At 45.8% G+C, this 22,799-nt stretch carries 20 protein-coding genes and 2 riboswitches; all 20 genes read left to right on the forward strand.

What is annotated here, in order from left to right:
• The first annotated feature begins 102 nt into the window (after positions 1-102).
• The 20 genes from ACNFN4_RS13195 to purB all read left to right on the forward strand — a co-directional run bounded on the left by ACNFN4_RS13195 (position 103) and on the right by purB (position 22,788).
• Complete coding sequence (locus ACNFN4_RS13195) at positions 103-975, forward strand: cation diffusion facilitator family transporter (protein ID WP_014417084.1); 873 nt, start codon at positions 103-105, stop codon at positions 973-975.
• A 138-nt stretch (positions 976-1,113) separates the two neighbouring features.
• Positions 1,114-2,076: an AAA family ATPase gene (locus ACNFN4_RS13200; RefSeq protein ID WP_160182450.1), complete on the forward strand. Its 963-nt coding sequence runs from the start codon at positions 1,114-1,116 to the stop codon at positions 2,074-2,076.
• Positions 2,076-3,260, forward strand: coding sequence for a DUF58 domain-containing protein (locus tag ACNFN4_RS13205; protein ID WP_419691142.1), 1,185 nt, complete (start codon positions 2,076-2,078; stop codon positions 3,258-3,260). The genes ACNFN4_RS13200 and ACNFN4_RS13205 overlap by 1 nt, the downstream gene beginning before the upstream one ends.
• An 18-nt stretch (positions 3,261-3,278) precedes the next feature.
• Positions 3,279-5,486 carry a DUF4129 domain-containing transglutaminase family protein gene (locus tag ACNFN4_RS13210; protein ID WP_448200240.1) on the forward strand — a complete coding sequence of 736 codons (2,208 nt, stop codon included), beginning with the start codon at positions 3,279-3,281 and terminating at the stop codon, positions 5,484-5,486.
• A 162-nt stretch (positions 5,487-5,648) separates the two neighbouring features.
• Positions 5,649-7,190, forward strand: coding sequence for a glutamine-hydrolyzing GMP synthase (gene guaA / locus ACNFN4_RS13215; protein WP_061861922.1), 1,542 nt, complete (start codon positions 5,649-5,651; stop codon positions 7,188-7,190).
• Positions 7,191-7,553: 363 nt separating this feature from the next.
• A complete protein-coding gene (locus tag ACNFN4_RS13220; RefSeq protein ID WP_061861923.1) occupies positions 7,554-8,816 on the forward strand; it encodes an ATP-grasp domain-containing protein in 1,263 nt (420 codons plus the stop codon).
• Entirely contained in the window at positions 8,779-9,990 is a 1,212-nt protein-coding gene (locus ACNFN4_RS13225; RefSeq protein ID WP_061861924.1) for an ATP-grasp domain-containing protein, read from the forward strand. The genes ACNFN4_RS13220 and ACNFN4_RS13225 overlap by 38 nt, the downstream gene beginning before the upstream one ends.
• Positions 9,991-10,001: 11 nt before the next feature.
• Entirely contained in the window at positions 10,002-10,889 is an 888-nt protein-coding gene (locus ACNFN4_RS13230) for an isocitrate lyase/phosphoenolpyruvate mutase family protein (protein ID WP_020861284.1), read from the forward strand.
• 57 nt (positions 10,890-10,946) lie between these two features.
• Complete coding sequence (locus ACNFN4_RS13235; RefSeq protein WP_014417092.1) at positions 10,947-12,146, forward strand: pyridoxal phosphate-dependent aminotransferase; 1,200 nt, start codon at positions 10,947-10,949, stop codon at positions 12,144-12,146.
• 64 nt (positions 12,147-12,210) lie between these two features.
• Positions 12,211-13,443 carry an MDR family MFS transporter gene (locus tag ACNFN4_RS13240; protein ID WP_014417093.1) on the forward strand — a complete coding sequence of 411 codons (1,233 nt, stop codon included), beginning with the start codon at positions 12,211-12,213 and terminating at the stop codon, positions 13,441-13,443.
• Between the two features lie 317 nt (positions 13,444-13,760).
• A complete protein-coding gene (locus ACNFN4_RS13245) occupies positions 13,761-14,294 on the forward strand; it encodes a sigma-70 family RNA polymerase sigma factor (protein ID WP_014417094.1) in 534 nt (177 codons plus the stop codon).
• A complete protein-coding gene (locus ACNFN4_RS13250) occupies positions 14,276-15,718 on the forward strand; it encodes a DUF4179 domain-containing protein (RefSeq protein ID WP_053285250.1) in 1,443 nt (480 codons plus the stop codon). The genes ACNFN4_RS13245 and ACNFN4_RS13250 overlap by 19 nt, the downstream gene beginning before the upstream one ends.
• 123 nt (positions 15,719-15,841) lie before the next feature.
• Positions 15,842-15,943: riboswitch (purine riboswitch) on the forward strand.
• 131 nt (positions 15,944-16,074) lie between these two features.
• A complete protein-coding gene (locus ACNFN4_RS13255; RefSeq protein WP_007408891.1) occupies positions 16,075-17,397 on the forward strand; it encodes an NCS2 family permease in 1,323 nt (440 codons plus the stop codon).
• Between the two features lie 197 nt (positions 17,398-17,594).
• Positions 17,595-18,377, forward strand: coding sequence for a hypothetical protein (locus ACNFN4_RS13260; RefSeq protein ID WP_094296458.1), 783 nt, complete (start codon positions 17,595-17,597; stop codon positions 18,375-18,377).
• Positions 18,378-18,515: 138 nt separating this feature from the next.
• Entirely contained in the window at positions 18,516-18,689 is a 174-nt protein-coding gene (locus ACNFN4_RS13265) for a Fur-regulated basic protein FbpA (protein WP_003155777.1), read from the forward strand.
• Positions 18,690-18,811: 122 nt separating this feature from the next.
• Complete coding sequence (locus tag ACNFN4_RS13270) at positions 18,812-19,366, forward strand: DUF2179 domain-containing protein (RefSeq protein WP_014469850.1); 555 nt, start codon at positions 18,812-18,814, stop codon at positions 19,364-19,366.
• Positions 19,363-19,560, forward strand: a complete 198-nt coding sequence (locus tag ACNFN4_RS13275) for an NETI motif-containing protein (protein ID WP_007609843.1) — start codon at positions 19,363-19,365, stop codon at positions 19,558-19,560. The genes ACNFN4_RS13270 and ACNFN4_RS13275 overlap by 4 nt, the downstream gene beginning before the upstream one ends.
• Positions 19,561-19,638: 78 nt before the next feature.
• Positions 19,639-19,740: riboswitch (purine riboswitch) on the forward strand.
• Positions 19,741-19,872: 132 nt separating this feature from the next.
• On the forward strand, positions 19,873-20,361 hold the full coding sequence (gene purE / locus ACNFN4_RS13280) for a 5-(carboxyamino)imidazole ribonucleotide mutase (RefSeq protein WP_007609846.1): 489 nt from the start codon (positions 19,873-19,875) through the stop codon (positions 20,359-20,361).
• The gene (gene purK / locus ACNFN4_RS13285) at positions 20,315-21,496 is read left to right on the forward strand and encodes a 5-(carboxyamino)imidazole ribonucleotide synthase (RefSeq protein ID WP_022552700.1); all 1,182 of its coding nucleotides are present in this window, start codon (positions 20,315-20,317) and stop codon (positions 21,494-21,496) included. The genes purE and purK overlap by 47 nt, the downstream gene beginning before the upstream one ends.
• On the forward strand, positions 21,496-22,788 hold the full coding sequence (gene purB / locus ACNFN4_RS13290; RefSeq protein ID WP_014417100.1) for an adenylosuccinate lyase: 1,293 nt from the start codon (positions 21,496-21,498) through the stop codon (positions 22,786-22,788). Before purK ends, purB begins: the two co-directional genes overlap by 1 nt.
• Positions 22,789-22,799 lie beyond the last annotated feature (11 nt).

Raw genomic sequence — 22,799 nt, forward strand, 5'->3', positions numbered from 1 at the left:
TTACTATTTTTCTGTGGAAAGTGAATCATGTTTCTATAGACCCACTGTGTCTTCGCTTTGTATGATAATGAAGGAAAAATTGAACGGGAAGGAGGATTTTCAGTGGAGAGATATCATGAATTGAAAAAAGGCGAAACCGGAGCGATTGTCAGTATTGGCGCATATGCGGCATTGTCGGCTGTGAAGCTTGTGATCGGTTATTTGTTTCACTCAGAAGCGCTTCAGGCCGACGGTTTAAATAATACGACTGATATCGTGGCATCTGCGGCTGTTTTCATCGGTTTGCGCATCTCTCAGAAACCTCCTGACGAAGATCATCCTTACGGCCATTTTCGGGCGGAGACCGTCGCGTCACTCATCGCTTCCATTATTATGATGCTTGTCGGAATGCAAGTGCTGTTCAGCGCCGCGCAATCTATTTTTTCCGTTAAAGAGGAAACACCGGATATGATAGCCGCCTGGACGGCCGCGGGGAGCGCCGTCGTGATGCTGATGGTCTACCGCTATACGAAAGGGCTTGCCAAAAAGGTAAACAGCCAGGCCCTTTCAGCTGCGGCCGCTGATAATAAATCAGATGCGCTCGTCAGTATCGGCACGTTTATCGGAATTTTTGCTTCACAGTTCCATTTGGCTTGGGTGGATACGGTTACCGCGTTTATCATCGGATTGATCATCTGCAAAACCGCGTGGGATATTTTTAAGGAATCCTCTCATTCGCTGACTGACGGTTTTGATGTCAAACATATTTCTGATTATAAAAAGACGATTGAACAGATTGCGGGCGTCAGCCGTTTAAAAGATATTAAAGCGAGATATCTGGGCAGCTCCGTTCATATTGATGTCGTCATTGAAGTGCCGTCTGATCTGAACATTAAAGAGAGTCATGAGATCGCAAATGAGGTAGAACGCAAGATGAAAGAGGAACATGCCATTGACCATTCACACGTTCATATGGAGCCTCTCCAGCTGAAATAAAGCTTCCTTTCTAAAGGGAGCTTTTTCCTTTTTCAGACTGGAAACAATTTGCTGGAAACGTTTTTTTATACTGTTTATATTTTGTGGTAAAGTTAGGTTACGATAATTGAAATTTGAGAGATGACTAGGAGGAGAAGAATGGCTTATAAAGAAGAGCTGCATCCGCTGCTGGAGAAAGCCGTTGAGCATATTGAAAACATCATCATAGGAAAACGGGATATCGCCATACTCAGTCTGGCCGCCATTCTCGCAAAAGGGCATGTGCTGCTGGAAGACGTGCCGGGAGTCGGAAAAACGATGATGGTCCGCGCTTTGGCCAAGCTGATCGGAGCTGACTTTAAGAGGATTCAGTTCACGCCGGATCTTCTGCCGTCAGATGTGACGGGTGTCTCTATTTATAATACGAAAACGATGGAATTTGAATACCGCCCTGGACCGATCATGGGGAATATCGTGCTGGCTGATGAAATTAACAGAACCTCTCCGAAAACGCAGTCTTCCCTGCTTGAGGCAATGGAGGAAGGGAATGTCACGATTGACGGAAAGACAATGCGGCTGGCTGAGCCGTTTTTCGTCATGGCCACACAAAACCCGGTTGAATATGAAGGAACGTATCCGCTTCCCGAAGCCCAGCTTGACCGGTTTTTATTTAAGCTGCGCATGGGCTACCCGACTGCCGAGGAAGAGCTTCAAGTTCTGTCTTTGCAGGAAGGGCGCAATCTGCTTGAAACAATCGAGCCCGTCATTTCTAAAGAACAGTTTATCAGCCTTCAGCAAAAACTGGAGAAGGTGCGGGTGGATGAGGGAATTAAAGCGTATATCGTCGGCATTACTCAGCATACCCGCCGGCATTCGTCCGTACATCTGGGCGTAAGTCCGCGCGGTTCAATCTCATTAATGAAAGCCGCGCAGGCGTACGCGCTGCTTCATGACCGCGATTACGTCATTCCTGATGACGTCCAGTATTTGGCTCCGTATACGCTGCCGCACAGAATGATCCTGACCGCCGAGGCGAAATTTAACGATGTGACGCCGGAAGCGATTATAGAAGACATCATGCAAACGGAAAAAGTGCCCGTCCAAAGGATGTCGGTCCGCTAATGAGAAAGAAGATGCATTGGCTTCTATATGGCTGGAAGCTGCTTATGTTGGCCGTACTGACGGCGGCTGTCTTTTCTTATGCCATGTTTCAGGGCGGATTTGTGAGCTGGTTTTTATTTTATGCGTTTTTGCCGTTTACCGTTTACGCCGGGCTGGTCGCTGTGTACCCGCTGCGGGCGTTTCAGGTGACGCGTGACGTGTCCTCTGCCCAGTTAACCTCAGGCGACAGGCTGTCTGTCACCATCAGGCTGACGAGGCGCCTGCCGTTTCCGCTGACATATATGGTCATTGAAGATGTGATGCCGGAAACGCTTGGCGAGAGGCGCAGTGCGAAACAGCTCGTGTTTCCGTGGTTTCAAAGGAAGCTGACGTTACAATATGAGCTGCCGCAGGTGCCGCGCGGAGAGCATCATTTACATACGATAAGAGTGCGGACGGGAGATGTTCTCGGGCTTTTGGACAAGACGGCGTCGTTTTCCGTAACGGATACGGTTCTGGTTTTCCCGGCGTACGGGTCTGTTCACTATAAGCCGCAGGCCGTATCCGGAGAAGAGGGTGCGGGTGCCGGCGCTCCGTTTCAGGTACACCGTTCCGCAATGGCTGCGAGCGTCAGAAATTATCAGCCGGGCGACCGGTTTTCCGCACTTGACTGGAAAACATCGGCGCGGCGAAATGAGCTGATGACGAAGGAATTTGACCCGCTGCAGAGTATGAATATGATTCTCCTTTTGGACTGCAGGCCGTCCCCTTCGTTTGAAGCCGCGGTGTCAGCTTCGGCATCCCTGCTTTACACGGCGCTTATGAAGGGCTCTCCCGCAGGGTTTATTTCATTGGGGAGCGACCGGACCGTATTTCCCGTCGGGGAGGGAGACCGGCATTTCAGAAAGATGCTGCGTTACCTGGCATCAGCTTCAGAATCGGAAGAAGCTGATGCAGGCGGGCGTTTAGGAAAAGAGCTGGCGGATCCGCGCGTCCGCAAAGCTTCCATTGCCGTCGTGACGGGCAGTCTTACAGAAGACCTTCTCAAACAGGCTGAGCCCGGCCGTGCTGACATGACGGTGTTTTTGGCGAAAGAAACGAATGCCGCGCTTTCGGAGAAAGAACGGAAACTCGCTCTCATCTTCGCTCAAAAAAATATTAAGGTGCAAATGATCAGGGACAAACGGGTGTCCCATGTTGTTTAGAAAGAGAGGTGGCGCGCCATGCCGCATGACGAGAACCAGGGAAGCAGGCTGAGTCTGCTGCTGTTTTATTTTCTCGCTTTTTTATTGTTATGGGAATGGCTCAGGCCGCTGCACAATTTTACGGATACAAAACATACCGGTTTTTTCATCGTTTTTATCGGTTTGGCATTTCTGCTGTCATTCTTCCGGATGAGGTGGTACGTAACCGTGCCGTCCTGCATTCTGTTTACGTTGATCAGTATTCACATCCTGTTTTATAAAGGTTCGGTTTTTCAGCCGGAATGGCTCGTTTCTTTTTTGCGGGACGTGATGCAAAATGCCCGCCACATCGGGAACGGAAGATGGAATGATATGAATCCGTCATTCCGCACATTGCTGTTTTTTGTGCTTTTATGGCTGCTCGTGTATTTGCTGCATTACTGGGTGATCTATCAGCGGAAAATCTTATTCTTTTTTATCATGACGGTGGCGTATATCACCGTGCTTGATACGTTTACTCCCTATGATGCCGCATACGCCGTCATCCGGATCGTCTTTATCGGCTTTTTGATGATGGGGCTTTTGTATATGGAGCGCATCCGGCTTACGGAACACATAGCGTTTAAAAAAAGATTGATACTCAAATGGTTTCTGCCGCTGATGCTGTTTATCTGCGCTTCCGTCGTATTCGGTCTGGCGGCTCCGAAATCAGACCCGAACTGGCCGGACCCCGTGCCGTTTCTTAAAAAAATAACAAACCACAAAGAAGTGCCCGCCGCCGAAAGCAAAATCGGCTACGGCAATCATGATGAAACATTGGGCGGCCCTTTTCAGGAGGATGATACGCCGGTTTTCACATGGAAGGGAAAAGAACGGGCGTACTTCCGGGTGGAAACGAAGGATACATACACGGGGAAAGGCTGGGTGGAGACCGATCAGGGCATGTCCTATAAACTGAACGGCGGCAACGTGGAAGATATATGGTTTGACCGGAGTGTGCAGACGAGACGATATACGGCACAGGTGTCCATTGATGAGAATTATCTCTATAATCACGTCATGTATCCGATCGGCGTCTCCAATATTAAACCGAAGCACTCGATTCAGCTTGAAATGAACGGAAACACCGAGCAAATTACGCCGGTCAGTGAACAAGTGGGCAACATCCGCAATATGGGACGGTACACGGTGACTTTTCAGGCGCCCGTCTTTAAGCTGAATGATCTCAGAAAAGTGAAAGTAAAACGATACCGTGAGCAGAATCAATTCAATGACCGGTATTTACAGGTCCCCGACAGCCTTCCGAAAAGAGTGAGACAGCTTGCGGACAGACTGACGCGGGATCATCATAATATGTTCGATAAAGCGAAGGCGATCGAGGATTATCTCGGATCTTCCGCATTTTCGTATCATACACAGGATGTCGCGGTTCCGGAGCACAATCAGGATTATGTCGATCAATTTCTGTTTGAAACGAAAAGAGGATATTGTGATAACTTTTCATCGGCAATGGCCGTGCTGCTCCGATCTGCGGGTATTCCCGCCCGTTGGGTGAAGGGTTATACATCCGGCGAGTATAAAGGGGCAGGCGACCATAACGGCCACATTTATGAAGTCACGAACAACAACGCCCATTCGTGGGTAGAAGTGTATTTTCCGGATCAGGGCTGGGTGACGTTTGAGCCGACGAAAGGCTTCACCAATCCGACGGAGTTTACGTCAGAGCAAAATCATACCGCGGCAAAAGACAGCGGAGGCTCAGCGGGGAACTCGGATGAACCGTCTGACAAGCAGCGTCAGGAAACAAAGCCGGAAAAAGAGGAAAAGCCGAAAAAGCGGGATCACAGCGCGGCACCGCAGCCTGTGATCCGCAACAAAACCGCGGCACAGCTATGGCCGTATGCAGCCATCGTCATTTTGATTTCAGCCGCGGCGGCACTCGCCTGGCTGCTCCGGGCGCGCTGGATTCCGCACGTTACAGCAGCCAGATTGAAGCGGCGAACGGATGAAGACGTCTTTTTCGACGCATATGCCGCACTGCTCCGACAGCTGAAACGAAAAGGGTTCAGCAGGGGAGACGGAGAAACGCTCCGTGATTTTGCCGCGAGGGTTGACGAGGCGCACCATACAAACGACATGTCCGAGCTGACGCTGCGCTATGAGCGTGCGTTATACCGCAGCGATAATGCCGCAAAGCTTTGGAATGAATCGGGACAGTTGTGGGAAAATATAATTAAAAGAAGATAGTCTTGACCGCATATCGTCCTGTTGTTAGAATAAATGAATGTTAAATGGGAGCCCGGGAGCGTTAAAAAGCCGGGCTTCCGGACAAGTCTTGCCGACAGAGGGCTGAACGTGTGTCCTCCGTTTTTTCTGTGTCAAAAACTTAGAGGAGATTAGGTGACAACCATGACGAAGTTAGTGAATGAAATGATTCTTGTTCTTGATTTCGGCAGTCAGTATAACCAGCTGATTACCCGCCGGATCCGTGAATTTGGCGTATATAGCGAGCTGCATCCCCATACGTTGACAGCTGAGGAAATCAAAGAAATGAATCCAAAAGGAATTATCCTTTCAGGCGGACCAAACAGTGTATATGATGAAGGATCTTTCCGCTGTGATGAAAAAATCTTTGAACTTGATATTCCTGTATTGGGCATCTGCTACGGCATGCAGCTGATGACTCATTACCTCGGAGGGAAAGTCGAGGCGGCAAGCCAGCGCGAATACGGAAAAGCGAACATCCAGATTCAAGGAACTCCTGACTTGTTCAAAGATCTTCCGGAAGAACAAGTTGTCTGGATGAGCCACGGCGACTTAGTCGTACAAGTGCCGGAAGGGTTTACGGTAGACGCGACAAGCCATCACTGCCCGAACTCGGCGATGAGCAAAAAAGACAAAAAATGGTACGGTGTTCAGTTCCATCCGGAAGTCCGTCATTCAGAATACGGAAATGACCTTCTGAAAAACTTTGTCTTCGGGCCTTGTGAATGTAAAGGCGAATGGTCAATGGAAAACTTTATCGAAATCGAAATGCAAAAAATCCGCGAAACCGTCGGAGACAAACAAGTGCTTTGCGCTTTGAGCGGCGGAGTCGATTCTTCTGTCGTAGCCGTTTTGATTCATAAAGCGATCGGCGACCAGCTGACTTGTATTTTCGTAGATCACGGCCTTCTCCGCAAAGGCGAAGCGGAAGGCGTCATGAAAACGTTCAGCGAAGGCTTTAATATGAATGTCATTAAAGTTGATGCGAAAGACAGATTCTTAAACAAGCTGAAAGGTGTTTCTGATCCTGAGCAAAAACGCAAAATCATCGGCAACGAATTCATTTACGTGTTTGATGATGAAGCGGACAAGCTCAAAGGAATCGACTACCTTGCGCAAGGAACGCTTTACACAGACATTATTGAAAGCGGAACGGCAACTGCGCAAACGATCAAATCGCACCACAATGTCGGCGGACTTCCTGAAGATATGCAGTTTGAACTGATCGAACCGCTGAACACCCTTTTCAAAGATGAAGTGCGCGCGCTCGGCACAGAGCTCGGCATCCCGGATGATATCGTATGGCGTCAGCCGTTCCCGGGCCCTGGACTTGGCATCCGCGTACTCGGCGAAGTAACGGACGAAAAACTTGAGATCGTTCGTGAATCAGACGCGATTCTGCGTGAAGAAGTGGCGAACCACGGCCTTGAGCGCGACATCTGGCAGTACTTCACGGTTCTTCCTGACATCCGCAGCGTCGGCGTCATGGGAGATGCGAGAACGTATGATTACACAATCGGTATCCGTGCCGTAACATCAATCGACGGCATGACATCTGACTGGGCGCGTATCCCTTGGGATGTGCTTGAAGTGATTTCGACACGGATCGTCAATGAAGTGAAACACATCAACCGCGTCGTGTATGACATTACGAGCAAGCCGCCTGCAACGATTGAGTGGGAATAATGAGAAAAGCCTCAAATCTTTTATTTATAAAGATTTGAGGCTTTTTTAATTTACATGGTTCTAGGAATAATGGGCCTTTTATCATTAACACCGGAGAAGATGTGCAGCAGTTTTTTATATATTCGAGTTTTTTAATCAGTTGTATTCCTAATATTCTCCCTATAATTTCATTTTTTCTAATAAAACTGAATTCATAAAATATTCATTTAATAACAAATAATGTATGTTATTATGAATATATACAAATAAAACATATGATGGTTTGTGTTTTCCAAGGGGTTTTTTTATCTTCTGCATTCAGTTCTTTAGAAACGCAGAAGGTTTCTAATTTGCAGAAAAAAATGTTGAAAGAGGCTCGGAAGGATGGAAAAACATATTTTATTTTTTAATGCTACTTATATTAAAAAAATTTCTACTTTGGAGACTGCTAAAAATTTGGGCTTGACGGTTTCTGTTGTCGGACCTGAACTGCCTGAATGGTCGCGGCCATTCGTTGACCATTACATTTCCGCAAATACTTATCAGATTGATGAGACTATAGCTGTTCTGAAGGAAACTGCCAAAGAAAATCCTTTTGATGGAGTCATTACATTCTGGGATAGAGATGTGGTTCCGGTGGCGGTAACTGCCCGAGAACTTAACTTAAAGGGCAGTCCGGTGGAAGCGGCAGAACGGGCTCGAAATAAATGGAAGATGCGTCAATTTTTGAACTGCGCACAAGTTCCTCATCCAAAATATTGCAAATTTACAAATTGGACCGAATTATATCATGCAAGCATTGATATGGAATACCCATTGATCGTTAAACCTGTGGGTGCTTCTGCCAGTAAAGGCGTATTCCGAATATCAAAGCCTGAAGATTTAAATCGCGCATATCAGCAGCTGTTAAACGCTGCGGTGCCGGAAAACGATAAAATGTTTTCTTTTTATCAAAACGAGTATATTGTTGAAGAGTTTATGAACGGACAAGAAGTCAGCATTGAGGGAGTGATTTCCGACGGAGTCATTCACTTTGCAGGTGTTACTGAAAAATGGACGGATCAGTATTTCGAAGAATACCAGCATGCATTTCCCGCCAGGCTGCCGGAGGCTGTGGAACGTGAATTATTCCACATCACCAGTGAAGGGATAAAAGCTTTGGAGCTGAACAATTGTGGTTTTCATGCCGAGGTCATGATCACAGAGAAAGGGTGCAAGATTATCGAGATCAACGGTCGTCTGGGCGGCGATTTTATTACTACCCATTTGGTTCCTCTAGCCAAAGGTATAAATATAACGCGCGCAAACCTATTGGCTGTATTAGGAGAAACAATAAGCTTTGAAGCTTCGAAAAGAAGAGCTGCCTGCGTCAGGTTTTTAATTGCAGACCGTGCTGGTGTGATAGAAAAGTGGGAAGGTGTCGAATCGATCAAAGAAATGCCCGGGGTCGTTGAATTTGTTTTAGAAAAGCAGCCGGGCGATCATGTTGGCCTGCCGCCTGAAAAGTTTCATGATTCCCGGATTGCTTATGTCATCACAGAAGCCGAAGATACAGAAAAAGCGATCGAATATGCTCAAAATGCTTTATCTGAAGTGAGGTGTTTCATCAATGGAGAGGAAAAGACTGTTCCTGATCGGGATTCCTGAAACGCATATTGAGAAGGCCGTTGCGAGGGCAAAACAACTTGGTTTTGACGTCTTATTAGGAGATACAGAAGCTTCATTAAAAAAATATGAGCATTTAATAAAGGAAGCTGACCAAAAAATCGCATTAGATTATACCAATCATGAGAATCTATTCTCAGTCGCTAAAGAAATCCATGACAAAGAGCCTTTAGATGCCATATTTACTTTCAAAGAAGCCGGCTTATTCAATGTATCCAAACTTCAGCAGGCATTTCATTTAAAAGGAAATCCTCCGTCTGTGGTGCAAGCATGCCTTGATAAATATACAACGCGCCGGCTTTTAAAAAAGGCAGGACTAAACTCTCCCGATTTTGGATTGTGCAGGAGCGTGGAAGACGTATACGATTTTTGGAATACATCTCAACATCCTATCATTTTAAAGCCGAGATCTCAGCAAGGCAGTATAGGCGTCATAAAAGTTGAGAAAAAAGAGGACATTGAGGCGTATTTTAAAGAGTGTTCAAAACATGACGAGGAGAAGTCGGTATTAGCCGAAGAATTTATAGAAGGGCAGGAAATTTCAATAGAAGCCGTTGTCTGCCAAGGCAAGGCCGACATATTTGGTGTGACCGAAAAGCTGCTATACCCCGGGACTTTTGTAGAATCCGGGCATATATCGCCGTATAAACATAAAGAAAAACATCAGGATTTGTATAAGAATCTGGTCAAGGAAGTTGTTCATGCCATGGGGATCGTATTTGGGCCCTTGCATATTGAAGGGTATCACACAAATAAAGGATTTGTGGTTGGCGAGGTACACACCCGCTATGGCGGAGACAACATAGTGACCATTACAGAAATCGCCATGAATTGTGATATGCATACACCTATTTTTGCGGAACTGGCGGGCATCCCATATCAACCGGAAAGGAAACATGCTCAAAGCGAAGTATGCGCCGTTCGTTTTTTAGAAACGAACCAAGGGGTTGTACGCGCAATCAAAGGGATCAGCGATCTCAAAATGATGGGGAATGTAGTAGATTTTCATGTAAATTGCAGTGTCGGTGATAGAATCAGACCGATCAAAAACAGCTACGATAGAGCAGGATGGATGATTGTAAAGGGGAAAAATGAGCGAGAAGTCAATCACGCATTACATGATGCGATTGACAAAATAAAAATAATCATTAGGTGAAGGGGAGAATGATGGTGAAAAACAGAAAATCATCAATTTTTAGAGATGCTTTAAACAGTAAAGGTTTGGTGAAAGTTGCGGGAGCTCATGACGGTTTAAGCGCCAAATTAGCAGAGAAAAACGGATTTAATGCCGTATGGGCAAGCGGTTTGGGAATCTCGGCTGTGCAAACTGTACCTGATGCCAGTATATTAACGATGACTGAATTTCTTGAAGCCGCCGTCATTATGAATGAATCATGCAATTTGCCGGTCATCGCTGACTGTGATTCCGGCTACGGGAACATTCACAATGTCACCCGCATGATCAAAAAATACGAAGCTGCTGGTATTGCCGGAGTTTGTATTGAAGATAAAGTATATCCAAAATTAAACTCATTTGACGACAGACAACAGATCCTTGTCAGTACTGAAGAATTTTGCGCAAAAATTAGAGCCGCAAAGATGGCTCAGCAAAATGACGATTTTGTATTGATTGCCCGTGTCGAAGCTTTAATTGCTAAATTGGGTCAAGAAGAAGCCTATACAAGAGCAAAAGCTTATGTTCATGCTGGAGCAGATGCAATTTTAATTCATTCAAAAGAACAATCGCCTGATGAAATTATTGAGTTTGTTAACAATTGGGACGTGGATGCGCCGTTGGTTGTGGTTCCGACTAAATATCCGACGCTCTCAATGGAACAGCTTGAGAAATTGGGAGTGAAGGTTTCCATCTATGCGAATCAGGCGTTGCGCGCTTCTGTTAAGGCTATAAATGATACATTCGAAAGCATTATAAATAATAAATCGTCTTTGCAGATTGAAAATGACATCGTGAGCGTTAATGAGATATTTGACATTCAAGACGTTCCGGGGATGAAGCAACTGGAGCGTTTGATCCATAGACAGCCGGCTAACTGAGGTTTTTGTATCGTGCTATTTTAAGAATGGCCCATAAAGACATTGGAGGCGTTTGAATTGAATAAAAGATTATCCGATAGAGTCATGAATATAAAACCTTCGGCCACTATGTCATTAAATGCCAAAACGAAGATAATGGTAAAAGAAGGAAAAGACATTATAAATATGAGTGTCGGAGAACCGGATCTTCATCCGCCATTAACAGCCTCATATGCAGGAATTCAGGCAATAGTGAAGGGGAAAACCGGGTATACGCCGGCAGCAGGGCTGATTGAATTAAGAGAATCCATTGTGCGATATCTGCTTAACGAACGAGGTTTAGAATATAAACCAAACCAAATAATTGCATCTGCCGGGGGAAAACAGCCGCTATATAATGTTTTTCAAGCAATTTGTGATCAAGACGACGAAGTTATCCTCCCTTCACCTTACTGGGTATCTTATCCGGAACAAATCAAACTGTCGGGGGCGGTTCCTGTTATTGTAAGCTGTGATGAAACTACAAATTTTAAAATCACACCCGAGAAGCTTGCAGAAGTAATTACCCCTAAGACAAAAGCTGTTGTTATCACATCTCCCAATAATCCGACAGGGTCCGTTTATTCAGAAAATGAACTGAAAGCTTTAGGAAATGTGTTGAAAGATTATTCTGAAATTTTTATTATTTCCGACGAAATTTATGATCAGTTTGTGTATGAGGGCAAGCATATCAGTCTGCCGCTCATTTTTCCCGAATTGCTGAATCGGACCATCATAACGAATGGATTTTCCAAAGTCTTTGCAATGACTGGATGGAGGCTCGGCTATATCGCAGCCCCATCGGATATAGCCGAAGCCATTGCCAGCTTTCAAAGCCATGCTACAGGCAGCCCGTCAACTATTTCTCAATATGCCGGTATTTCTGCTTTAAACGGTTTTGACAAGTCGATGGTCGAAGAATACAAAAAAAGACGCGATATATTAGTCGATGGTTTAAATCAAATTGAGGGCATTCAATGCGCCAAACCAAATGGAGCCTTTTATGCGTTTCCGAATGTTTCACAATTTTTCGGAACAATGTTTGAAGATCAACAAATAATTGATGCGGAGACATTTTGTCATCTTCTGTTGGAAAAACAGCACGTGTCAGCTGTTCCCGGCACAGCATTCGGAGAGCCGAACAACATTCGTTTGAATTTTGCCATCCCAAAGGATCTTATCACAGAGGCTTTGAAAAGAATTAATAATTTTACAACTCAGCTGGCAGTTAAGGTATAACAGAGCGCTGAAAGCTTAAACGAGCCTCTTTATATCTGCATCTAATGTTTAGGCAGGTGGTTTTTTGAAAGGCATACGATTAAGAATTCACCCTGTGGGCTGGAATATCATTTTAGGCACCTTGTTTAGCAGAATGTCAGTCTCGATGAGCATTCCCTTCCTTTCTATTTACCTAACACAAGTAAAAGGTGTTTCTCCTGCTTTAACCGGCATCATTGTTTCAGTAAGTTCGCTGGCTGGGATTGTAATGAGCTTTTACGGAGGGTATTTGTCTGATCTTTTTGGCAGGAAAATTGTGATGATAACGTCTGTATTTTGTTGGGCGCTTGTTTTTGTAAGTTTTATGTTTGCAGATAGTGTACTCGCATTTTTTGTCATCAATGCGCTTAACGGGCTGTGTCAATCTATCTTTGAACCGGCGTCAAGAGCATTATTATCCGATATAAGCAAAGAAGAAAATCGTTTGAAGATGTTTAATTTGCGGTATACTGCGATTAATATCGGCGTAGTTTTCGGTCCTCTTTTAGGCCTTAGATTGGGAGCTGCCAAGACGGCTCTCCCATTTCTGTTCGCAGGTTTTACATATTTTCTTTATGGTCTATCTCTCTTATTTTCATTCCGAAAATTTAAATTAGACGAGAACAATCGAAAAGAAAATAAAACGACTATTGCTACGGCCTTTAATGTGACAAGGAAAGACAAGGTTTTTCTTATCACATTACTTGGAGTGATATTATCAATATCCGGATATGCGCACTTTTCTACAACATTGCCCCAATATTTTGCCGCCAAAATAGAGGACGGGGTGACCATATTTTCATGGCTTTTAGCTTTGAATGCAATTGTCGTCTTAATTGTTCAATACCCTATTGTGAATATCATGAAAAAGTTCCCGCCGATTCATTCAATCATTCTGGGAAATGCTTTAATTAGTTTCAGTTTATTATTTTTTTCGCTATCGTCCAACCCATTCATATGGGGCTCTATCGTCGTGTTTTTCACAATAGGGGAAGTTTTGATTTTTTCGATGGTTGATATGCTGGTGGATGAAATTGCAAAACCAGGCTTCAAAGGGACATACTTTGGAGCAGCAGGCTTTAACCGTTTAGGAAATGTAATCGGTCCTTGGCTGGGAGGGATTCTTCTTTCCTTTTTTGGTGTAAACGGGTCCTTCTATATGTTTTTGATCATTTTTATAACGACAGCCTCGGGAATTCCGGTTTTATTTTTGGCAAAAAAACATCTTGATAAGAGCGGACGTTCAAAAGTTGATGTAACAGAATCTCATAGGAGTTAAATGTTTTAACACAATGAAGAATTAATGGCAAAGTCTTTGAACCTCAAAGGTTTAAAGGCTTTTTTCTTTTCAGCAGCGCCCCATCAGAATGGGAAACAAGAGTGTTTATATTTTTGGGGAGAGGAATACAGACTGAACGGCGAACAAAGAAGGTATTAATCTAAGGGACTGACACCATAAGATGAGACAAATAAAAAACACCTTCAAGTTTGAAAACGGATCGTTGTTATCCGAAATTAGACTTTGAGGCGTTTTTTTTCATCTTTTTGAAACCGTTTTGCCTTGATTCATATCTAACAGCATAGGAGGTGGATAAGGTGAAGGAAGAACGATTGATCAAAAAGGCGAAAAAAGGTGATGCCGCAGCCTTTGAAAAACTGATCACCGCACACCAGGATACTTTATATAAAACAGCTTATCTCTATTCGCATCACAAGGAAGATACGCTGGACGCTGTTCAGGAAACGGCTTACAAGGCTTTTCTTCATATCGCGCAGCTGAAGGAGCCGAAATATTTTAAAACGTGGCTGATCCGGATTTTGCTTCATACGATTTTTGCGATGAGGAAAAAGCACGGAGACGTCATCCCGTTTGAGCCGCAGCATGATACGCGCGCGGAGAATAAGAACATTGAAGAATACATAGATCTTCGGAATGCCCTGGAAACGCTTGACGAACATATACAGCTGACCATTCAGCTTTATTATTTTCAAGATTTCTCGATTGCTATGATCGCTGAACAGACCGGTATGGCGGAAGGCACTGTAAAAACGCATCTGCACAGGGCGAGAAAAGCATTGAAGCAGGAGCTGGAAAAGGAGGATAAACATATATGGAAAAGCATCAAATGAAGCAATTGTATCAGGACATTGACGTGCCGAAAGCTGAATTGAAAAATGTGATACACAGCGCCGCTGTCCGTGTCGGAAAAGAAGGCGCCGTCAGACGGAGATGGGGAAGAAAACTGATAAACGGACTCGCGGTTGCTGCTGCTTTGTTTATTCTGTATCTGTCCTCAGGCTTATTCATGCCCTCCGTTAATACGGCTATGGGAAACATTCCTGTTGCCGGACAAATTTACAGTCTGTTTCAGGATAAGGCAGGTTCTGCGCTGTTTAAAAGCAATTTGGTGACAAAACTGAATGAGAAAGCGGAATCACGCGGAATCACGGTGACAGTGAAAAGTGTGTATTACGACAGCGGACAGCTCGTTTACAATTTTACCGTTGACAATTTGAAATCAGATGAGGAGAGCATCTCTTTTCAAGTTGATTATAAAGATCCATGGAATATGTTAGCAGAGGATTATGACAACAGTGATATGAAAAAAATGAAAGACGGACGGTACGCGGGACAGCTTCGCCTGTTCACGGACGGCTCAAAGCTGAAAGACGGTGATAAGCTTCCGCTTGTCATTACAAAAATCAAGGACATCCCGGGAAACTGGCGCTTTACACTCCCTATTAAAAAACAAAAGTCCGTTTCTCTGGAAGGAACGAAAGCTGTGAATGTAAATCACGGATTATACCGCTTTTTCGATATCCGGGCGGAAAACGGAACGACGGGATCGGCTCTCCTGTATTCTATCGACTTCTATGATGCAGCCAAAAATGATGCCATCTCGATTTACGAGGCAACGGATGATGCCGGAAACCATTATGAAATGACGGCGTCGAATATTGAACTTGGCGGCAGAAAGAATCTTCCCGGCGGCGGGAAAAGAATACGCGGCCAAACTCAATTCAGCAAACCGATAGACCCGAAAGCGAAAACACTTTTCATAACGGGCGATATAAAAACAGAATCAGAGCCGGGAGAAATCGTGCCTCTGAAAACAAAACTGCCCGTCAGTTATAAAACGAAACATCATCATGTCGGCATTACCATCAAAAAGATCAAACAGCAAGGCAGAACGGTAATCGTCGATTATCAATTCACCGGAATCAATTACAGCAAGGCGGATGAAGATCAGCTGATCAATGTCGGTGAGTCAATCGGTCTCGGTAATACGAAAAAAATGAAAACCTGGCCATCGCTTAATGAGTATGAAAAAGGCTATTATCTGAAAGGGAATAAGGCGAAAGTCACGAACCTTAAAACGGGTGAAATGGAATCCGTTTTTGAATTAGATGATTCAACCGATAAAGACTATTCGTTGCGCGATTTCTCATTCGATTCATACGCTTTGTACGTCAATCAAACGGTTATGAACTTGCTGGCGGATGATAAGGGGATCACATTCGCGGTGCCGGTTCGGCCTGCGGACGGAAAATGATGTCTGGAAGGCGGCTTTTGCCGTCTTCCATTTTTGGTCAATTAACGAATAAACCAAATTTTTTTAACGGGATTGTTCGTTTTTTTTATTGAGTTTTCAAAATTGAATTGATACAATAGACTCAGAAATCAAATATGCAGATATCGTATAATGGCGGGGATATGGCCCGCAAGTTTCTACCAAGCTACCGTAAATGGCTTGACTACGGATCAATCTCAATCGTTTGATATAAATAATCCATTCTTATTTATTCAGACTGAACGTATGTAGTCAAGCGTCCCAAATGTATTTGGGGCGTTTTTTATTTGGCGGATAACGGGCAGAATAAATGGGAGAGAATGAAGGAGGCAATTGGCTTGAAGCAATTTTTTCAGTTTGATGAGCTGGGGACAAGCTATCGTAATGAAATCATCGGCGGTTTAACGACCTTTTTGTCAATGGCGTACATTCTGTTCGTCAATCCGCTGACATTGTCTTTAAACGGTGTGAAGGGATTTCCGGAAGCATTAAAAATTGATCAGGGCGCGGTGTTCACCGCTACAGCCTTGGCGTCTGCGGCCGGCTGTATTTTAATGGGGCTCATTGCAAAGTATCCGATCGCGATTGCGCCGGGTATGGGATTAAATGCGTTTTTTGCTTTCTCTGTCGTCCTCGGCATGGGGATTTCATGGCAGGCTGCGCTTTCCGGCGTCTTGATTTCCGGAATTATCTTCGTGGCGCTTTCGCTGACGGGACTGCGGGAAAAAATCATTAATGCGATTCCGCCTGAGCTGAAATTGGCGGTCGGCGCGGGTATCGGTTTGTTTATCACATTTGTCGGTTTGCAGGGTTCGGGCATTATTGAAGCGAACTCATCGACTCTGGTGTCTATCGGCAATATTCACAGCGGCCCTGTGCTTCTGACGGTTTTCGGTGTTATTGTGACTGTCATTCTGATGGTGCTTCGCGTAAACGGCGGCGTATTTATCGGAATGCTTCTGACGGCGGTTGCCGGCATGGTCTGCGGGCTGATTCCGGTTCCGACGCACATTGTCGGCAGCGTGCCGAGTCTTGCGCCGACTTTCGGACAGGCGTGGATGCATCTTCCGGATATCTTCTCCGTACAAATGCTGATTGTCATTTTAACTTTCTTGTTCGTCGGGTTTTTCGATACGGCCGGAACGCTGGTGGCTGTAGCGACACAGGCCGGGCTGATGAAGGAAAACAAACTTCCGCGTGCGGGAAGAGCGCTTCTGGCAGATTCAACATCAATCGTTATCGGAGCCGTACTCGGTACGTCTACAACGACTTCTTATGTTGAATCCAGCTCAGGCGTTGCGGCGGGGGCGCGCTCCGGCTTCGCGGCTGTTGTGACGGGCATTCTCTTTTTGCTGGCGATGTTTTTCTCGCCGCTTCTGTCAGTTGTCACCACGAATGTGACGGCTCCGGCTTTAATTATTGTCGGCGCGCTGATGGTGGCGCCGCTCGGTAAGATCGCCTGGGATAAATTCGAGGTGGCTGTGCCGGCATTCTTAACGATGATTATGATGCCGCTGACGTACAGCATTGCGACGGGGATTGCGATCGGTTTTATATTCTACCCGATTACAATGATCTGCAAAGGAAAAGGAAAAAGCGTTCACCCGATTATGTACGGGCTGTTCGTCATCTTTATCCTGTATTTCATCTTCTTGAAATAACGGAAAAACCGGCTGAGGAAAGCCGGTTTTTTGTTTTTGTCCTATTCCGTAAAACCAATACATACTATAAAACGTCATGTGGGTGTCCGGGTGAAGAAAACCGCTTGACTGTTTAAGGACGCTTCGGTACCTTATATAAGTGTTTTATTTTCTTGTTTAACAAATTCCGCCGTATTTTTTTGATAGGAGTTGCTGACATGACGGAAGAAAGAAAAGAAACGTTGGAAGAAGAAAAACAGCATCAGGGGACTGATGAAGAACCGCTGTCGAGAATGTCCAGAAATGCGGGACGTTATCAAAAGCAAAAGAAAAAAGTAAAGGAACGGCGCCCGGCTCCGGCTTTTACGGAAAAACTCGCTTCTGCATGGGCCGCGGTCAAACGTTATTGCCGTTTCGCGCTGCGCATTTTGACATCACCGGTGAAGGTCGTTGGGGAAGACGGCTTTTCCCGCTTTAAATATGCTCTTATTTCAATGCTTGTATTCAGTATCTTTTTCTCAATCGGAAATTGGTTTCAGCTGAGGGCAAGCCAGCAAAGGCCTCTCGGATACGGGGAGCGGCATCATACGTTTTTTGACGGCTTTACCGTCGTTCTCGTGTATACGCTCGTCTTTTTTGCCGCTGCGGCCGGCGCGGTCTGGCTTGTATCACGTTATATGATGAAACAGAAAATTACGATGCGGGATGCGGCCGCGGGGGTCGGATCGCTTTTGGTTCCGGCTGTCGCCTGCTCTATCGTGTGGATGATTTTCGCGATATTGAATCTGCCGGTCATCACCGTGGTGTTTACGGCGCTGACCTTGTTTCTGGCCGCCTCGGCGATGGTGCAGTTTGTGCAGATTCTATACAAATCGGCTGAAAAGCCTGCGGCTGACGTGATGTACTGTATTTCCGCGGCGGTCATCATCATGCTCGTTTTTACGGCTGTGACATGGCCGCTCATTTCCGAGTACTTTACTGCTTCGCTGATCCCTTTATAAGTCGAAATTTGTCTTTCACAATGTTTACAAATTTTTCTAATAAAGCGTATTGTTTTGAGGACCCGGCCGAGATATGATGAGAGCAACAGCAATTCGAAAGCGGCACTACTCTTTATGATTCGGAAAGGGATGATGAAGATGGCCCCGTTGTTGCGAGAAGCCATTAATCGGAAAAAACAGCACCTGAGGACAAAGCTGATCCGCTCAGGGTTTTATCAAGACCATGTTCAGGAACTGTCCGGGTACACGCTTAGTGAACTTGAGAAGGAATATGAAGCCGTCAAACGATTGAAAAAAGCCGAGCTTCACTGATAAGAGCTTAACAGTCTGCCTTGCGGGGCGGGCTTTTTTTTCTTTTGAAAATGATGAAAAGAGGGTAAACTATCCTTAATTGAAGGATTGATGCTTTTCAAAGTATCAGAGGAGGGGAATCAGTGATGCAGACGATTTTATCCAACAGTATAGGTATGGTTCTCATTATTCTCATCATTAACATTATATATGTCTCTTTCTTTACGATCAGGATGATTCTGACATTAAAGGGACAGCGCTATTTCGCCGCAGGCATCAGTACGATTGAAATCCTTGTGTATGTGACCGGCCTGAGTCTCGTGCTCGGCAATCTGAATCAAATTCAAAACGTCATTGCCTATGCGCTCGGCTACGGCCTCGGCGTCATAGTGGGAATGAAAATTGAAGAGAAACTGGCGCTCGGCTATATTACAGTCAACGTCATTACGAAGGAGCTCGATCTGGACCTGCCGAAACAGCTCCGGGAAAAAGGATACGGGGTTACAAGCTGGGTTGCGGGCGGACTTGAAGGAGACCGGACCGCCATGCAGATTCTGACGCCGCGCAAATATGAGCTTCAGCTTTATGATACGATTAAAACGCTTGATGAAAAAGCGTTTATTATCGCCTTTGAGCCGAAAACGATCCACGGCGGATTCTGGGTGAAAGCAGTGAAGAAGAGGAGAATTAAGGAATGACAAAGCCAAAAAAGAAACGGTTTGAAGTAACGGAAGATGAAACGATTGACACCATTCTCACTTTAATGAAGGAAGAGGGTTATATGCCGGTCCGGCGGATGGAAGAGCCGATCTTTACAGAAAAGAAAGAAAATGGATCAATTCAAGTCGTTCCTTGCGGGAAAAAAATCGTATTTGAAGGGAAATTGATCTAAACACGAACATTAAAAGAAAGAATTTTTATATCGTTCGATAATGTCGTTGACATTATCCAAGTCCGTTGTTAAGATAAACATGAAATCAAAACACGACCTCATATAATCTTGGGAATATGGCCCATAAGTTTCTACCCGGCTGCCGTAAACGGCCGGACTATGCAGGAAAGTGATAAACAGCTGACATGGATATCGCAGAAGCGAACGACTGACGATACGCGCGCCATGCCCGGTTTGTATTGCTTCCTCATAGTTGCAATATAAGCCGGGCTTTTTTTTCTGAAAAACAAAGCATGAGAAGGTGGGAACAGAATGCAGCCGCTAGCAGGAATCATCATGGGAAGCACCTCCGATTGGGAGACAATGAAACATGCATGCGACATACTTGACGAACTTCACATTCCTTATGAAAAACAGGTGGTATCCGCGCACCGGACGCCTGATTTGATGTTTGAATATGCAGAAAGCGCCAGAGACAGGGGCTTAAAAGTCATTATTGCCGGAGCCGGGGGAGCGGCGCATCTGCCGGGAATGACGGCGGCCAAAACGACGCTGCCGGTGATCGGCGTACCGGTTCAGACGAAATCGCTTAACGGGCTTGATTCTCTTCTGTCTATCGTACAGATGCCCGGCGGCGTGCCGGTCGCGACGACGGCGATTGGGAAAGCGGGCGCAGTGAACGCGGGTCTGTTAGCCGCGCAAATTTTGTCGGCATTTGACGATGACATTGCGGATAAACTAGAGGCGAGAAGAAATGCGACAAAACAAACGGTGCTGGAAAGCAGTGATCAGCTTGTCTGATAAAAAAACGATTTTTCCCGGCGCCGTCATCGGCATTATCGGAGGCGGACAGCTCGGAAAAATGATGGCTGTCGCCGCAAAACAGATGGGCTATAAAGTCGCTGTCGTCGATCCCGTGAAAGACTCGCCATGCGGACAGATCGCCGATATTGAGATTACCGCCCAGTACAATGACCGTGAAGCGATTCAAAAATTGGCCGGAGTCAGTGACATCATTACGTACGAATTTGAAAATATCGATTACGAGGCGCTCAACTGGCTCAAAGAACATGCATATCTTCCCCAGGGAAGCGAGCTGCTGCTCATCACCCAAAACAGGGAAACGGAAAAAAAGGCGATCCAGTCAGCAGGCTGTCAAGTCGCTCCTTATCGGATCGTAAACAGCGGACGGGAGCTTGAGGAAGCCGTTCAGGCACTGGGGCTCCCGGCGGTGCTGAAAACATGCCGCGGCGGATATGACGGCAAAGGCCAATTTGTCATTAAGGAAGAAGGACAGACAGATGAAGCGGCTGCGCTGTTAGAAAACGGCACGTGCATACTTGAAAGCTGGGTATCGTTCCGGATGGAGCTTTCCGTTATCGTGACGAGATCGGTGCACGGTGAGATTTCAACCTTTCCGGCTGCTGAAAATATCCACAAAAATAATATTCTGTTCCAAAGCATCGTGCCCGCGAGAGCGGAGGAAACGGTTCAGAAGCGGGCAGAGGCGCTTGCCGTTCAGCTCGCGGAGAAATTGGAACTTGTCGGGCCGCTTGCGGTGGAAATGTTCGTCACGGAAGACGGAGACCTTTTGATTAATGAACTGGCGCCGCGTCCTCACAATTCAGGGCATTATACGCTCGACCTTTGTGAAACGAGCCAATTCGAACAGCACATCAGAGCGGTCTGCGGACTTCCTCTCGGCAGAACCGATCTTCTCAAACCGGGAATGATGGTGAATCTGCTCGGTGATGAAGTGAAGCTTGCGGAGGAGCATACGGAGCTTTTAAAGGAAGCCAAACTGTACCTGTACGGAAAACACGAGATTAAAAAAGGCCGCAAAATGGGGCATATGACATTTTTGCGGAAGCCTGATGAAACATGGATTCAGGACATCACGAACATATGGATGAATAGAGACGGAGGACGAGCATAATGATCGAACGTTATTCAAGACCTGAAATGTCCGCGATCTGGACGGACGAAAACAGATACCAGGCATGGCTGGAAGTCGAGATTTTAGCCTGTGAAGCCTGGGCTGAGCTTGGCGTCATTCCGAAAGAAGACGTCAAGGTCATGCGCGAAAACGCGTCTTTCGACATCAACCGCATTTTGGAAATCGAGCAGGATACGCGCCATGACGTCGTTGCATTCACCCGCGCGGTTTCAGAATCATTAGGCGAAGAAAGAAAATGGGTTCACTACGGCCTGACGTCAACAGATGTCGTGGATACCGCTCTTTCCTATCTATTAAAACAGGCGAATGAGATCTTGCTCAAGGACATTGAGAGATTTGTTGACATTATAAAAGAAAAAGCGAAAGAACATAAATACACGGTCATGATGGGCCGCACGCACGGCGTACACGCGGAACCGACGACATTCGGCCTGAAACTCGCGCTTTGGCATGAAGAAATGAAACGCAACCTTGAACGTTTCAAGCAGGCAAAAGAAGGGATCGAAGTCGGGAAGCTTTCCGGCGCGGTCGGCACATATGCAAATATTGATCCGTTCGTAGAGCAGTATGTCTGTGAAAAACTCGGCCTGAAAGCGGCGCCGATTTCCACTCAGACATTACAGCGCGACCGTCATGCGGATTACATGGCGGCACTGGCTTTGATCGCGACGAGCATTGAAAAATTCGCAGTGGAAATCCGCGGTCTGCAAAAGAGTGAAACACGTGAAGTGGAAGAGTTTTTTGCGAAAGGACAAAAAGGTTCATCGGCTATGCCTCATAAACGGAATCCGATCGGGTCGGAAAATATGACGGGCATGGCGCGCGTGATCCGCGGGTACATGCTGACGGCATACGAAAATGTACCTTTATGGCATGAGCGTGATATTTCTCATTCATCAGCTGAGCGCATCATTCTTCCTGACGCGACAATCGCGCTGAATTACATGCTGAACCGATTCAGCAATATCGTCAAAAACTTAACGGTATTCCCGGAAAATATGAAACGCAACATGGACCGCACACTCGGTTTAATCTACTCTCAGCGCGTGCTGCTCGCTTTAATCGACACGGGTCTGCCTCGTGAAGAAGCATATGACACGGTTCAGCCGAAAGCGATGGAAGCGTGGGAAAAACAAGTGCCGTTCCGCCAGCTTGTCGAAGCGGAGGAAAAAATCACGTCCCGTCTCACACCGGAACAGATTGCCGATTGCTTTGACTACAATTATCATCTGAAAAACGTCGACTTGATCTTTGATCGTTTAGGTTTATAGAAGAAGCCAGC

This window comes from Bacillus sp. N1(2025), assembly GCF_053470005.1.